Here is a 14,686-nt window from a genome sequence, read left to right as displayed (position 1 = left end):
CACTCTGTATTCATGTCAGAAAAACACGCCACCCCGTCCGCAGAGACGCCGGGCTTGCGCCGCACCTTGCGCGCGCGCCACCTCACCATGATCGCCATTGGCGGATCGATCGGCACGGGGCTCTTCGTGGCCTCGGGCGCATCGGTCTCGCAGGCAGGCCCCGGCGGCGCACTGGCCGCCTACATCCTGATCGGGGCGATGGTCTATTTCCTGATGACGAGTCTGGGCGAGCTTGCTGCTTACATGCCCGTCTCCGGCTCGTTCGCCACCTACGGCGCGTTGTACGTCGACGAGGGTTTCGGCTTCGCGCTGGGCTGGAACTATTGGTACAACTGGGCGGTGACGATTGCCGTGGAATTAGCCGCCGCGCAGCTCGTCATGCATTACTGGTTCCCCGATGTGCCGGGCGTGCTGTGGAGTGCGGTCTTCCTCCTCATCATGTTCCTGCTCAACGCCATCTCGGTACGCGGCTTTGGCGAGGCGGAATACTGGTTCGCGCTCATCAAGGTCGTCACCGTCATCCTTTTCATCGGCATTGGCCTGGCGATGATCTTCGGGATCATGAAGGGCGGTCCGCAATCGGGCTTGCAGAATCTGACGCTGGGCGATGCGCCGTTCGTGGGCGGGCTACCGGCGATGATCGGCGTGGCGATGATCGCGGGGTTCTCGTTCCAGGGGACAGAGCTGATCGGCGTGGCCGCAGGGGAATCCGCCGATCCGGCGCGCACGATTCCGCGTGCGGTCAAGCAGGTGTTCTGGCGGATTCTGCTGTTCTATGTGCTGGCAATCTTCATCATCGGTGTGCTGGTGCCGTACACCGATCCGAACCTGCTCTCGACCGAAGTCACCAACATTGGCGTGAGCCCGTTTACGCTGGTGTTCAAACATGCCGGCCTGGCGTTTGCGGCCGGGCTGATGAATGCGGTGATCCTGACGGCCGTGCTGTCGGCGGGTAACTCGGGGATGTATGCGTCCACGCGCATGCTCTACAACCTGGCGACCGAAGGCCGGGCACCGCGCATCTTTGCCCAACTCACCAAGAACGGCGTGCCGCGCAATGCGCTGCTGGCCACGACGGCTGTGGGCGCGCTGTGTTTCCTCAGCTCGCTGTATGGCGACAAGACGGTCTACCTATGGCTGCTGAACACCTCGGGCATGACCGGCTTTGTGGCGTGGCTGGGCATTGCCATCAGCCACTACCGCTTCCGCAAGGGGCTGGTGGCGCAGGGGCATGATCCGGCGCAGTTGCCGTATCGATCGAAGTTCTTCCCGTACGGTCCGCTGTTCGCGTTCGGGCTGTGCCTGGTCATCACGCTCGGCCAGAACTACCAGGCGTTCACCAGCGGCACGATCGACTGGCCCGCGGTGATCGCCACCTACATCGGTATCCCGGTCTTCTTCCTGATCTGGATTGGCTACCGGCTGGTGCGGGGCGGCGGCATTGTCCGTTACCACGACATGCACTTCCCGCGGCCGCCCGTGGTGCGCGATCCGCTGGCCGGCCAGGACCCTGGCCCCGAACTGCCGACCGTCGCCGCCCACACGCAGCAATAACACTTGCCCCGCCTGCCGTTTGCTTCGCATTCGGCGGGCGTTTTCATTTGCGCGCCCCACCCTGGCCGCTTTGGCACCATTCGCCGCTATGCACACACCGATTACCCCGACTGGCCTCGAAGCCCAATCCGAACTACGCCGACGCCTGCGCTCGCGCCATCTGATGATGATCGCCCTGGGCGGCGCCATCGGCACGGGGCTGTTCGTCGCATCCGGCGCATCCATTGCGCAAGCCGGCCCTGGCGGCGCGCTGCTGACGTATGTGCTGCTTGGTGCGATGGTCTACAGCCTGATGACGAGCCTGGGCGAGCTGGCAGTGCATCTGCCGGTCTCCGGTTCGTTCGTCACCTATAGCCGGCTGTATGTCGAAGAAGGCTTTGGCTTTGCGCTGGGCTGGAACTACTGGTTTGCGCTGGCGGTGTCGGTGGCCGTGGAACTGGCGGCGGCGCAACTGGTGATGAAGTACTGGTTCCCGGGCGTGTCAGGCATGGTGTGGAGTGCTGCGTTCCTGCTGCTCATGTTTGGCCTCAACGCCGTCTCGGTGCGCGGCTTTGGCGAAGCGGAATATTGGTTTTCGATGATCAAGGTGGTGACCATCGTCGTGTTCCTGATCATCGGCCTGGCGATGATCTTCGGCATCATGCACGGCGGTCCATCGTCGGGCTGGCACAACTTCTCCATCGGTGAGGCGCCATTCGTTGGCGGGCTCCCGGCCATGGTGGGCGTGGCGATGATTGCCGGGTTCTCGTTCCAGGGCGTTGAGACCATCGGCGTGGCCGCCGGCGAGGCAGAGAACCCCTCCCGCACGATCCCGCGCGCCATCCGTCAGACGTTCTGGCGCATCCTGCTGTTCTACGTGCTGGCGATCCTGATCATCGGCGTGCTGCTGCCGTACACCGATCCGAGCCTGCTGCGTAACGAGGCGACAGACGTTGCCGTGAGCCCGTTCGCCTTGGTGTTTCAGCACGCCGGCCTTGCGTTTGCCGCGGGGATGATGAATGCGGTGGTGCTGACCGCGCTGCTGTCGTCCGGCACGTCGAGCCTGTATGTGTCGACGCGGATTCTGTATGACCTGGCGCTCGAAAAGCAGGCGCCGCGCTGGTTTGCCAAGGTGTCGGCCAATGGCGTGCCGCACCGCGCGCTGCTGGCCACCTCTGCCGTGGGCGCGCTGTGCTTCTTCAGCTCGCTGTTTGGCGATCAGGTGGTGTACCTGTGGCTGCTGAATACGTCTGCGGTGACGTGCTTCATTGCGTGGTTTGGTATTGCGCTGGCGCACTACCGCTTCCGCAAGGGGTTCGTGAGCCAGGGGCATTCGGTGAATCAACTGGCCTATCGGTCGCCGTTCTTCCCGTTCGGGCCGATCATGGTGGCGATCCTGTGTGTGGTGATCATTCTTGGGCAGAACACCACGGCGCTGTTTGCGCCCATCGATAACTTTGGCCCCTTCGTCGCCACGTATTGCGGGGTGTTCCTGTTCGTGGCGATCTGGCTGGGATACCGCTGGAAGTTCAAGACGCGGTTTGTGCGGTATGCCGATATGCAGTTCAGCACAGAGCATCTGAAGCACGATGCAGCATCCCCAACCAAGGTTGCCCCTCCAGCCTCGCAGACGGCGTGCCATTCGGAAACATGATCAAAGCATTACCTACAAGGTGCATGGCGCATTGATGGCAAGCACGTCTATCTCGATACGCTGCCCATCGAACCGCTCTCCATCATTGAGAGCGTGCGCGCACAAACGCAGGCGAGCGCCCCGGCTCATCTGCTCACCGTTCGTGTCTACGCCGGGAAGCGCCCGGTAAAGGTACAAGTAGCGATGTCGTCAGCGGAAGCTGACTACGCTGGTGAGCCCCTTAAGAGAGCCGACTCGGCAGAGTCCGATTCGAAAGAGCGCTACGACATTGCGGCACCCATCGCGCCGGGCGCGTTAAAGGCGCTGGCTGTGTTCTTGCCACTGCCCTCTGGCGAGCGCTGGCACGCCGTGGACATCGCAAAGCTCGATCTGGCCGCACGGTCCATCCGCATCGATCTGGCCCTGCCAGAGTCCGTCAATTGTTCGCCGCTGCACAAGATGCTCGTCCTGCGTGAAGATGGCGCGCTCGTCGATGGCGAGCGCGAGCGGCTCCGATACATCAAACAGTAAGGCTGGCGCGGCATCGCTCCCGCATTGGCCATCGCGGCATATCCCGCATCATCGGGGTGCAGGCAATCCCCGCCGTCGAGTGCCTGCAGCAGGCTTTGCGGGCTGGCTGGATCACGCAGCGCGACATCGAAATCCACTACCGCATCAAACGCACCGCTCGTGCGAATCCACTGGTTCACTGCCTGACGCGTCGCTTCTTTCTGCGGCGACCAGTAGTTCGGGTACGGCACTTTCAACCCCATGGACGGTGTCAGCGTGCTGCCCATCACCTTGATGCCGCGCGCGTGGCTGCGCACGAGGATCTGCACTGCATGCCACTGCCCCGGCCGGCCGGCGCCACCGAGATAATCCGACGGCGATTTATTTCAGTGACATAAAAAAGAAAATCAATATTTCTCTCCTACTCGCCTCCCGGGACATTCAAATAACCTCACGTCCCATTCCAATTCGCGCGGGTGCGTTTAAGCTTTCCCCCGCGGATGCCTGCACGGTGCGCTTTCCGGGTTGAACAGATATCGCCTTGCCGAGTCTGCGTGAAGAATTTACAAGCCGGAAGCCGTGCGCCGCCGCACGCATGTCTCAATGAAACTGAGGAGGTCGGGATAATGAAAAAAGGAAGTGATTGGAGCAATGCGCCGGAAATTCGTTGCACTGCCAAATCAGATGGCCATCACCATCGATTCTCGCGCGGGTATATTGCCGCAGCGTTGATTTCACTCGCGTTGTTCGGCTGCGGCGGCGGAAGCGATGACGCATCCACAGGCAACGCAACTACGCAAAGCAGCAGCGCATCAGGCTCGGCACAAACGGGCACCGGCTCTGGCGACGCCAAGCGGGTCATGGGTACGGACACCAACTCCGCCGCGGCGATTCTCAGCAAGATGGGCAGAACGGGGCGCGTACAGATCGGCTTGGGTTCGGGGCAATCGATCGACGATATGAAGGCCCAGGGCATTCGTCCTGACATTGTCGACGTTTACCTCGTCGGCGTTGGCTCAGGCGCCTGGCCTTCGTGGAACAGCCCGACCGGTGCGTACGTTACCTATCAGGCCAAAAATGCCATCAGCTATGGCGCGACCCCGATGTTCACGCTTTACGGGATGGCCCAGCGGGGCGACAGTAACCTGAGTGGCATCAACGATCCGAGCTTCATGAATGACTACTGGTCGCAGGCGCGGACGATGTATGACCGCATTAACGAGCTGGATACCGCGGTGCTCGTCAACCTGGAGCCGGACTTCTGGCCTTACGTCTACGCGCAGGCGCCCAACCACGACATGACTCAAATGCCTGCCGTGATCAATAACCAGCCGGAATGCAGCTGGATGGCGAACACCGCCGCCAACATCGGCAGTTGCCTGGTGTCGATGGCGCGTTGGCATGCGCCCAAGGCACTGATTGGCTTTCCCCCGGCATTCTGGAATGCCACGCCAGACGTATTTGCAAAGCAAATGCAGCTCGTTGGCGCGGATCGGGCCGACTTCATCGTTGCGCAGACGAGCGACCGGGATGCCGGCTGCCTCGAACTCGCGCAGCTGGATGAGTGCAAGGGCCGCACGGGTCCGTTCTACCTGGACGAGAACAACGTCAACACGCCCAATTTCCACCAACAGCAGAACTCCTACTCAGCCTATCGCGACGCGCTGGGCAATGGGCTTCCGATTCTTTGGTGGCAAACGCCGTTGGGCGTGGCATCCGACACACCCGGCGGCACGCCGAACCACTTCCGGGACAACCACGTTGACTACATGTTGCGCAACACGTGGGAGTACGGCGGCATGCATACCTTTGCCATTGTGTTTGGCGGCGGCGGTACGTATTCGACGAACATCAACACGGATGGAGGCCAGTTTGCGCGCCTCTTCGGTCAGTATCTGACGTCGGGTGGCGTGGCAGCGTTCTAAGCATGAAGCATGAGTCAGAGGGGTGCGTTGGCGCCCCTCTGCTCTGATCGCCATCACACTTCCAACCACTCCTGCCGAACCTTCGCATCGGCCTTCAGCTCCGCGGGCGTGCCTTCAAACACAATCTGCCCGTGCCCCATCACATACACCCGCTGTGAGATGTCCAGCGCGATGGCGAGCTTCTGCTCCACCAGAAGCACGGAAATCCCCCGCTCCTTGAGCGTCTTCAGGTATTCGCCCACCAGCGTGACGATCAATGGCGCTAGGCCTTCGGTCGGCTCGTCGATGATGATGAAATCCGGGTCACCCATCAGTGTGCGGCACAGCGTCAGCATCTGCTGTTCGCCACCAGAGAGCACACCGGCCGCGGTGTTCTCACGCTCCTTCAGGCGCGGAAACATCTGGTACATGTCTTCGACCTGCCAGCGCGGCTTCGGGCTATTGGGGTTGCGCTTTTCACCCAGCAGCAAGTTCTGGCGCACCGTCAGCGTGGGGAAGATGTCGCGGTTCTCGGGCACATAGCCGATGCCCTTGTGGGCCACCTCGAAGGTGCGCAGGCCACTCACGTTCTTGCCACGCAGCAGGATTTCGCCTTCGTGCCTGACCATGCCCATGATGGACTTGGCCAGCGTCGAACGCCCCACCCCGTTGCGCCCCAGCAGCGCGACGATCTCGCCCTCGCCCACGTGCATGTCAACGCCGTGCAGGATGTGGCTCTTGCCGTAGTACGCGTGCAGGCCGCGCACCTCCAGCATTGGAGTATTCGTTGCCATCAATGCGCTCCTGCGGGTTCATCCAGCGTGGTGCCCAGGTAGGCCTCCTTCACGCGACGGTTGTTGCGAATGGCTTCGGGCGTGTCGGTGGCGATCACCTCGCCGTAGACCAGCACCGAGATGCGGTCGGCGAGGCCGAACACCACGCTCATGTCGTGCTCGACCATCACCAGCGTCTTGCCCACGGTGACCTTGCGGATGAGGTCCACGGCGTGGTCAGACTCAGACCGGCTCATGCCAGCCGTCGGCTCGTCCAGCAGGATCACATCGGCACCACCCGCGATGGTGATGCCGATCTCCAGCGCGCGCTGCTCTGCATAGGTGAGCAGGCCCGCGGCGGCATCACGCCGGTGCGTCATGCCGATCTGCTCAAGCACCTCCTCCGCGCGTTCACGTGCATCGCGCAGCTCGGCCAGCTTGTGCCAGAACGAATACTTGTAGCCGAGCGACCAGAGCACCGCGCAACGCAGGTTCTCGAACACCGACAGCCGATGGAAGATGTTGGTGATCTGGAAGCTGCGCGACAGGCCCTTGCGGTTGATCTCGTACGGCGCCAGGCCGCTGATCTCTTCCCCATTCAGCTTCACGCTGCCTGAACTCGCCGGAAAGCGGCCAGAAATCAGGTTGAACGTGGTCGACTTGCCGGCGCCGTTCGGCCCGATGAGCGCATGGCGCTCGCCCTTGCCAATGGTGAGGTTGACGCCTCGGATGATTTCCGTCGCGCCAAAGCGTTTGCGTACGTCACGCAACTCCAGTGCTGCGGTCGGTTGGCTCATGGTTGCGGTTCCTGCAATGCGTTGTCCCAGGCGGCGCGCAGCTTGCCCGCGGCGGCACGCAATCCGAAAGCGCCCACCAGCCACAACACGGCGGCGGCGACCCACGGCTTCCAGGTGTTCGGTTCGACGGCCAGACCGAACAGCGTGGCCACGCCGCCGGAGCTGTCGTCCTGCACCGCGTAGATCATTTCCACGGTCGAGATCAGCGCCACCAGCAAGATAATTGCCGGCACGATCGCTACGCCGTAGGCCGGCAGCAACGTCTTCAGCTTGCCGCGCCGCACGATCGGCAGATGCATTACCAACAGGCTGGCGATGCCGCCCGGTGCATACATGACCATCAGCACGAAGAAGAGGCCCAGATACAGCAGCCATGCCTTGGTGATGCCGGACAGCGCCACGGTAAAGAACACCGTCAACACCGCGCCGATGATCGGCCCGAAAAAGCTGCCCATGCCGCCAATGAAGGCCGCCAGCAGCACCGAGCCCGAGCGCACGGCCGACACGTTCTCCGCCGTCACGATCTCGAAGTTGATGCACGACAACGCCCCTGCAATACCTGCAAAGAACGCCGACAGGATCACCACCAGATACCGCACACGCTGCGTGTTGTAGCCGATGAATTCCACGCGCTCTGGGTTGTCGCGCACGGCGTTGGCGATGCGGCCCAGCGGCGTTTGCGTCCAGGCGTACATCAGCGCCATCGAGATCAGGCACCACGCGGCGATCAGGTAATACACCTGGCGCGCCGGCCCGAAGGTGACGCCGGCCAATGCATCGCCGATGCTGCGGTTGGTGGAGACACCGCCCTCGCCGCCGAAGAAATCCGGGAACATCAGCGCGCTGGCGAAGACCATTTCGCCGATACCGAGCGTGATCATGGCAAACGTGGTGCCGGATTTCTTGGTGGTGACGTAGCCGAAGATCACGCCGAACAGCGCGCCGCCCAGGCCGCCTGCAATGGGCAACAGCGCCACGGCCAGCGGCCCAACGATACCAAGCGCTTGCATGGCACCGATCTTGTTGAGCGCATGCACCGCCATGAAGGCACCCAGGCCCGAATAGACGGCGTGCCCGAACGACAGCATGCCGGACTGCCCCAGCAGCATGTTGTACGACAGCGCGAAGATGATCATGATGCCCATCTGCGAGAGCAGCGTGATCGCAAAACCCTGCGACCAGATGAGCGGCAGCACGATCATCACCAGTGCGGTGGTGCCCCAGATCAGCCAGCGTGCGAGGTTGACGGGCTTGAACCGCATCGTCCGCGCACGATCGTTGGCAGGCACCGCTTGTTGTTGCGACATGACTCGTTCCATTTAGCTCTCCCGCGTACCCATCAGCCCGCGCGGGCGGAAGATCAGCATCAGCACCAGCAGCAGATACGGCAGCACCGGTGCGACTTGCGCAATCGTGAGGTTCCAGACCGAGATGAGCGGCACGTCCGCATTGAGCGTGACGCCGATCTTGGTCAGAAGACTCGTCACCGAAATATCCAGCGTGACGGCAAAGGTCTGAATGCACCCGATCAGCAGCGACGCGATGAACGCGCCCACCAGCGACCCCATGCCGCCCACCACCGCCACCACGAAGACGATGGAGCCGACCGCCGCCGCCATGGACGGTTCGGTCACAAAGGCATTGCCGCCGATCACACCCGCCAGCCCGGCCAGCGCGCACCCGCCGCCGAACACCAGCATGAACACGCGCGGCACGTTGTGGCCGAGCGCTTCCACCATGTCCGGATGCGTGAGTGCCGCCTGGATGACGAGCCCGATGCGGGTGCGCGTGAGCAGCAGAAAGATGCCCACCAGCATCAGCAGTGACACCAGCATCATGAACGCCCGGTACTTGGGGAACGACGACGTGAACAGCGTGAAGAGCGGACCGTCCAGCGCGTCCGGCACGCGATATGGCACAGCCGGCAGACCCCACACCAGCTTCACGCCTTCTTCAATGAGATAGGCCAGGCCAAAGGTGAACAGCAGCTCGGCGACGTGGCCATAGCGGTGCACCGTGCGCAGGCCGAAACGCTCGACCACCGCGCCCAATGCCCCCACCAGCAGCGGTGCGACGATCAGCGCCGCCCAGAAGCCCAGATGGCCGCTGACAACATAGGCGAAATACGCGCCCAGCATGTAGAAGCTGGCATGCGCAAAGTTGAGAACGCCCATCATGCTGAAGATCAGCGTGAGGCCCGAAGACAGCATGAACAGCAGCAGCCCGTAGCTGATGCCGTTCAAGAGATTGATGACTAGGAATTCCACGCTACAGCCTTTCCAGCAGATTCGGGAAAGGCATGGACTCGGCGCACCGGCCCATGCCTTTCCTCGTTTAAAACATCGCCGCACGATAGCATCGGGCGGCCCTTCGGCACACCGCCTACCGCGTTATTGCGGGCGCTTCATCTGGCAGGAGGTCGGCTGCGACGCGACGAACTGATCAAGCACCGCGTCGGTCTTCCAGCCGTAGCCGGTGTTTTCCTGGTCGTACTTGACGTTCTTGCCGTTGGTCTTTTCCCAGGTGGCGATGTAGAGCGGCTGCTGGCCCTGGTGGTCAGACGCGCGCATCTCGAAGGTGCCGTTCAGGCTGTCGACCTTCATGCCTTCGAAGGCCTTGGCAACCTTGGCAGGTTCCGCCGACTTCGTCTGTTTGATGGCCTTGGCCAGCATGGCGATGCCGGTGTACGACGCCATGAGGTAGTAGTCGTCGTTGTACTTCTTCTTGTAGCCCTCGACGATGTCGGCGCCCTTGTAGCCGTCGTTGTTGACGTTCCAGTAGGCGACAAACTTGACGTGGTCGGCACCCGCCGCGCCCATGGCGGTCGGCACGCCGGTAGTGGCCGCGTAGTAGGTATAGAAGTTGGCGTTCAGGCCCGCGTCCTTGCCGGCTTTGATCAGCAGTGCCAGGTCACTGCCCCAGTTGCCGGTGATGATGGTGTCCGCGCCCGACGATTTGATCTTCGAGACATACGGCGAGAAGTCCTTCACCTGTGCGAGCGGGTGCAGGTCTTCGCCCACGATCTCGATGTCGGGGCGCTTGCGCTTGAGGTATTCCTTGGCCGCACGCGCCACCTGGTGACCGAACGAGTAGTTCTGATTGATCAGGTAGACCTTCTTGACCTTCGGATCCTTCGCCAGGAAGCTGGTCAGGGCTTCCATCTTCATGTCGGAGTTGGCGTCCAGGCGGAAGTGCCAGTAGTTGCACTTGCTGTTGGTCATGTCCGGGTCAACCGCCGCGTAGTTCAGGTAGACGATTTCCTTGCCTGGATTGCGCTCGTTGTACTTGGCCACGGCGTCTTGCAGCGCCATGCCTACGCTGGAACCATCGCCCTGGGCGACGTAGCGGATGCCCTGATCGGTGATCTGCTTGAGCGCGGTCAGGCTTTCCTGCGGCGAGAGCTTGTTGTCGAAGCCCACCACTTCGAACTTGGTGCCGTCACCGGCCCAGTTCTTCTGCGTGGCGAGATCGGCGATGTACTGCCAGCTGCGCAACTGGTTCTGGCCCAGCGCGCCCATCAGGCCCGACAGCGGGTCGATCCAGGCGATCTTGACGGTTTCGGCGGCGGACGCTGCGGTGGGCAACGCTGCCCCACCGATTGCCGCGACACATGCAACAGCCACAACCAACGGACGGAACTTCGTCATGCGTGTCTCCTTCATGTGGTGGAGCGCCGACGAGTCACTCGCCCGCATGCCACGGGCGGGCATGTCGGCTGTTGGCGTCTCCAGGTTGCAACGCGTCCGGGCTTCATCCCACCGCTTCATCGCGCGGCAGCCGACCCTGATCCGGTTGTCTTACGCCCGCCATCCTCATGCCTGGCTTTTTGTCAGTGCACGCGCGGCGGTTTCTGTTTTGTCCTTATGTTTGTCGTTAAGCCTGCGCGGACGGGAACTGGTAGTCCTTGAACTGCTCGCGCAACTTCAGCTTCTGCATCTTCCCCGTCGCCGTCAGCGGAATCTCGGTCACGAACACCACGTCATCCGGAATCCACCACTTGGCGATCTTGCCTTCAAAAAATTTCTGCATCTCCTCGCGCGTGAGTTCCATGCCGGGTTTCTTCATCACCACCAGCAGCGGGCGCTCATCCCACTTCGGGTGATGGCACGAAATGCAGGCGGCCATATGCACAGCGGGGTGCGCGGCGGCCACGTTCTCCACGTCAATGGACGAGATCCATTCGCCGCCGGACTTGATCACATCCTTGCTGCGGTCGGTGATCTGCATGTAGCCGTCGGGGTCGATGTTGGCCACGTCCCCGGTTGGGAACCAGCCGTCCACCAGCGGCGAGATGTCGTTGCGGTAGTAGCTCTGGATGGTCCACGGCCCGCGCACGTAGAGGTCGCCGAAGGCTTTGCCGTCCCACGGCAACTCGTGGCCTTCGGCATCGACGATCTTCATTTCGACACCGTAGATGGCACGACCCTGACGTTCCAGCACGTGCTGCTTGGATTCCTCCGGCAAATCGGCATGCTTGCTCATCAGCTTGCACGTTGTGCCCAGCGGTGACATTTCCGTCATGCCCCAGGCGTGGATGGTCTCGACGCCGAGTTCCTTGAGCGTGCGGATCATGGCCGGCGGCGCAGCCGACCCGCCGATGACAGTCTTGCGGAACGTCGAAACCTTCAGGTTATTAGCCTGCACGTGCTGCAGCAGGCCAAGCCACACGGTCGGCACACCTGCGGAGAAGCTCACCTTCTCCTGCTCGAACAGTTCGTAGAGCGACGCACCATCGAGCTTCGGGCCCGGAAAGACCAGCTTGGCGCCCACTAGCGGCACTGAATACGGCAGGCCCCATGCGTTCACATGGAACATCGGCACCACGGGCAGGATCACGTCCTGCGCCGAGCACCCCAACGCATCCGGCATGGCAGACGCGTATGAATGCAGCACCGTGGAGCGATGCGAATACAGCGCGCCTTTCGGGTTGCCCGTCGTGCCTGACGTGTAGCACAGGCTGGACGCGGTGTTCTCGTCGAACTGCGGCCAGGTGTACTCGGCGCTCTGCGCGTCCAGCAGTTCTTCGTAGCAAAGCATCGGCACGCTGGAGGTGGGCATGTGTGCGCGGTCGGTCATCGCCACCCAGCCCTTCACGTTCGGGCAATGCGGCGCGATGCCCTCGATGAGCGGCACGAACGTCAGGTCGAAGAAGACGTACTGGTCGTCAGCGTGATTGACGATGTAGGCGATCTGATCCGGAAACAGCCGTGGGTTGATGGTGTGGCACACCGAACCCGAGCCAGAGACGCCGTAATAGATCTCTAGGTGGCGGTAGCCATTCCAGGCCAGCGTGCCAATGCGCTCGCCGGGCTGCACGCCCAGCGCGGCCAACGCGTTGGCCAGTTGCTTGGAACGGTCTCGCACTTGCCGGTACGTGGTGCGATGGATATCGCCTTCCACGCGGCGCGACACAACTTCAGTCGAACCGGAATTACGCGCGGCATGTTCGATGATGGTCGAGATAAGCAACGGCGTGCTCATCATTTGTCCCATCAGGGGCAAGGGGGCCATCGTGTCTCCTAGAAAAAACTGAACAACCGTTCTATTTTTTGGCCGATTGTTCCCGTGATCGTCTAATGCGTCAACGGGATATTGTTGTGCGCCGCCGCATCAGCCCCCGTGTATACCCAGCCACCTGAAAAACCCGCCGAACCGTTGTGGTGCAAGGGTTCGCGGGCTGCAGCTTTTTTTACTCGCAAGTACAATACGCGATAGCGTTGCTGCGTCTCAACATGGCGTTTTCCCTACGGTGAGTGCTCTTCTGCGCACCCCGCCACGTATAACATTTCACGAAACGGCACTGTGTTTGCGCCGCTTCTCGTGCTAGCCCAGTCGCCCCCTCATGACCACCTCCTCCGCCAACTTGCCTGACGATTCCCTTGTGAGCGCCTTCGATTGGCCCGGCCGCCCTGCGGCAGCACCAGGCTTCGCCGCGCTGGGCGCGCGTTTTCTCACACGGTTGCCGCCGCAACCTATGCCAACGGGCGGTGCGCCCTACCTTGTAGGCTTTTCGCCCGACGCCGCTGCACCGCTGGGCATCACACGGGCTGAACTGGAATCTGTGGCCGGATTGAGTGTATTCACCGGCAACGCCATCGCCGCATGGAGCGATCCGCTCGCCACGGTGTATTCGGGCCATCAGTTCGGCGTCTGGGCTGGGCAATTGGGCGATGGCCGCGCGCTATTGCTGGCAGAACTGCAAACCGCCAACGGCCCGTGCGAGGTGCAGCTCAAGGGCGCCGGCCGCACGCCCTATTCCCGCATGGCCGACGGGCGTGCAGTGCTGCGTTCGTCCATCCGCGAATTCCTGTGTTCGGAAGCCATGGCCGGCTTGGGCATCGCCACCACGCGCGCACTGTGCGTGACCGGCGCCGACGCGCCCGTGCGCCGCGAAGAGATCGAAACCGCCGCCGTCGTCACGCGCCTGGCGCCCTCGTTCGTGCGCTTCGGCCATTTCGAGCACTTTGCCGCCAGCGAAAAACTGCCCGAACTGCGCACACTGGCCGATTACGTCATCGACCGCTTCTACCCCGCCTGCCGCAGCGAGCCGCAACCGTACCTCGCGCTGCTGCGCGAAGTCGCCCGCCGCACGGCTGAACTGATGGCCGATTGGCAAGCCGTCGGCTTCTGCCACGGCGTGATGAACACCGACAACATGTCGATCCTCGGCCTCACGCTCGACTACGGCCCCTTCGGCTTCCTGGACGGCTTCAATGCCAACCACATCTGCAACCACTCCGACACCAGCGGTCGCTACGCCTACGCCCAGCAACCGCAGATTGGCTACTGGAACCTGTTCTGCCTCGCGCAAGCCCTGCTGCCGCTGTTTGGTGAAGACCCGGACAACTTCGTCGCCTTGGATGACGAAGCGCAAGCCCAACCCGCCATCGACGCCGCACAAAACGTCCTGCTGACCTACCGCGATGTCTACGGCGCAGCGTTCTATGCGCGCTATCGCGCCAAGCTGGGTCTGACGACCGCGCAGGACGAAGACGAAGCGCTCTTCGGTGATCTCTTCAAACTGCTGCACAACCAGCGCACCGACTACACGCTCTTCTTCCGCCACCTCGCCGACGTGCGCCGCGATGACACGGCCGCCGCAGCCGAGGCCCGCACCGTGCGCGACTTTTTCTTCGATCGCGCCGCAGCTGACGTGTGGCTGGCCGCCTATCGGCAACGTCTGCAAGCCGAACCCCAATCCGACGAAGGTCGCGCCGCCGCCATGCAGCGCGTCAACCCCAAATACGTGCTGCGCAATCACTTGGCAGAAATCGCCATCCGCCGCGCCAAGGAAAAGGATTTCTCCGAGGTCGAAAACTTGCGTGCCGTGCTGGCGCGCCCGTTCGACGATCACCCCGGCTTCGAGCACTACGCGCAGCCGGCGCCAGACTGGGCGTCATCGCTGGAAGTGAGCTGCTCGTCGTGATGATCGGTTGAAGCCGTGCTCTAATCCGCGCCTGTCAGGAATCGCCGCCCCAGCACGACAAACACACACCGGCTGCCCCAAGACCGCCAACAGGCCGCCGGCAATATCAA

At 62.3% G+C, this 14,686-nt stretch carries 11 protein-coding genes and 1 pseudogene; 5 read left to right on the top strand and 7 right to left on the bottom strand.

Features of this window, described 5'->3' with window-relative positions; genetic code table 11:
• The first annotated feature begins 12 nt into the window (after nt 1-12).
• The 3 genes from ACN9M1_RS07320 to ACN9M1_RS07310 all read left to right on the top strand — a co-directional run bounded on the left by ACN9M1_RS07320 (nt 13) and on the right by ACN9M1_RS07310 (nt 3,697).
• A complete protein-coding gene (locus ACN9M1_RS07320; protein ID WP_426398548.1) occupies nt 13-1,554 on the top strand; it encodes an amino acid permease in 1,542 nt (513 codons plus the stop codon).
• A gap of 88 nt (nt 1,555-1,642) precedes the next feature.
• Nucleotides 1,643-3,187, top strand: coding sequence for an amino acid permease (locus ACN9M1_RS07315; protein WP_426398547.1), 1,545 nt, complete (start codon nt 1,643-1,645; stop codon nt 3,185-3,187).
• A 93-nt stretch (nt 3,188-3,280) separates the two neighbouring features.
• Nucleotides 3,281-3,697: a hypothetical protein gene (locus ACN9M1_RS07310; RefSeq protein WP_426398919.1), complete on the top strand. Its 417-nt coding sequence runs from the start codon at nt 3,281-3,283 to the stop codon at nt 3,695-3,697.
• 80 nt (nt 3,698-3,777) lie between these two features.
• On the opposite strand, the pseudogene ACN9M1_RS07305 reads toward ACN9M1_RS07310, so the two are convergent.
• Nucleotides 3,778-3,939, bottom strand: a pseudogene (locus tag ACN9M1_RS07305) (SGNH/GDSL hydrolase family protein); the annotation flags it as partial.
• 291 nt (nt 3,940-4,230) lie between these two features.
• Between ACN9M1_RS07305 and ACN9M1_RS07300 the strand changes: the two are divergent.
• A complete protein-coding gene (locus tag ACN9M1_RS07300; RefSeq protein WP_426398546.1) occupies nt 4,231-5,601 on the top strand; it encodes a hypothetical protein in 1,371 nt (456 codons plus the stop codon).
• Nucleotides 5,602-5,654: 53 nt separating this feature from the next.
• Here the strand turns inward: ACN9M1_RS07300 and ACN9M1_RS07295 are convergent, their stop codons facing one another.
• From ACN9M1_RS07295 to ACN9M1_RS07270, 6 genes are all read right to left on the bottom strand, one after another.
• Nucleotides 5,655-6,374: an ABC transporter ATP-binding protein gene (locus ACN9M1_RS07295; RefSeq protein WP_426398545.1), complete on the bottom strand. Its 720-nt coding sequence runs from the start codon at nt 6,372-6,374 to the stop codon at nt 5,655-5,657.
• Nucleotides 6,374-7,150: an ABC transporter ATP-binding protein gene (locus ACN9M1_RS07290; protein WP_426398544.1), complete on the bottom strand. Its 777-nt coding sequence runs from the start codon at nt 7,148-7,150 to the stop codon at nt 6,374-6,376. The genes ACN9M1_RS07295 and ACN9M1_RS07290 overlap by 1 nt, the downstream gene beginning before the upstream one ends.
• Nucleotides 7,147-8,469, bottom strand: a complete 1,323-nt coding sequence (locus ACN9M1_RS07285) for a branched-chain amino acid ABC transporter permease (RefSeq protein WP_426398543.1) — start codon at nt 8,467-8,469, stop codon at nt 7,147-7,149. The genes ACN9M1_RS07290 and ACN9M1_RS07285 overlap by 4 nt, the downstream gene beginning before the upstream one ends.
• Entirely contained in the window at nt 8,470-9,417 is a 948-nt protein-coding gene (locus ACN9M1_RS07280; RefSeq protein ID WP_426398542.1) for a branched-chain amino acid ABC transporter permease, read from the bottom strand.
• Between the two features lie 123 nt (nt 9,418-9,540).
• The gene (locus tag ACN9M1_RS07275) at nt 9,541-10,797 is read right to left on the bottom strand and encodes a branched-chain amino acid ABC transporter substrate-binding protein (RefSeq protein WP_426398541.1); all 1,257 of its coding nucleotides are present in this window, start codon (nt 10,795-10,797) and stop codon (nt 9,541-9,543) included.
• A 226-nt stretch (nt 10,798-11,023) separates the two neighbouring features.
• A complete protein-coding gene (locus ACN9M1_RS07270; protein WP_426398822.1) occupies nt 11,024-12,652 on the bottom strand; it encodes a 3-(methylthio)propionyl-CoA ligase in 1,629 nt (542 codons plus the stop codon).
• A gap of 340 nt (nt 12,653-12,992) precedes the next feature.
• On the opposite strand from ACN9M1_RS07270, the gene ACN9M1_RS07265 reads away from it, so the two are divergent.
• Nucleotides 12,993-14,576 carry a protein adenylyltransferase SelO gene (locus ACN9M1_RS07265; RefSeq protein WP_426398540.1) on the top strand — a complete coding sequence of 528 codons (1,584 nt, stop codon included), beginning with the start codon at nt 12,993-12,995 and terminating at the stop codon, nt 14,574-14,576.
• The last annotated feature ends 110 nt before the right edge of the window (nt 14,577-14,686 follow it).

The organism is Ralstonia sp. R-29, assembly GCF_049913345.1.
GTDB lineage: Bacteria > Pseudomonadota > Gammaproteobacteria > Burkholderiales > Burkholderiaceae > Ralstonia.
Note: the sequence above shows the minus strand (reverse complement) of the source record. Positions and strands in the feature narration are given on the sequence as shown.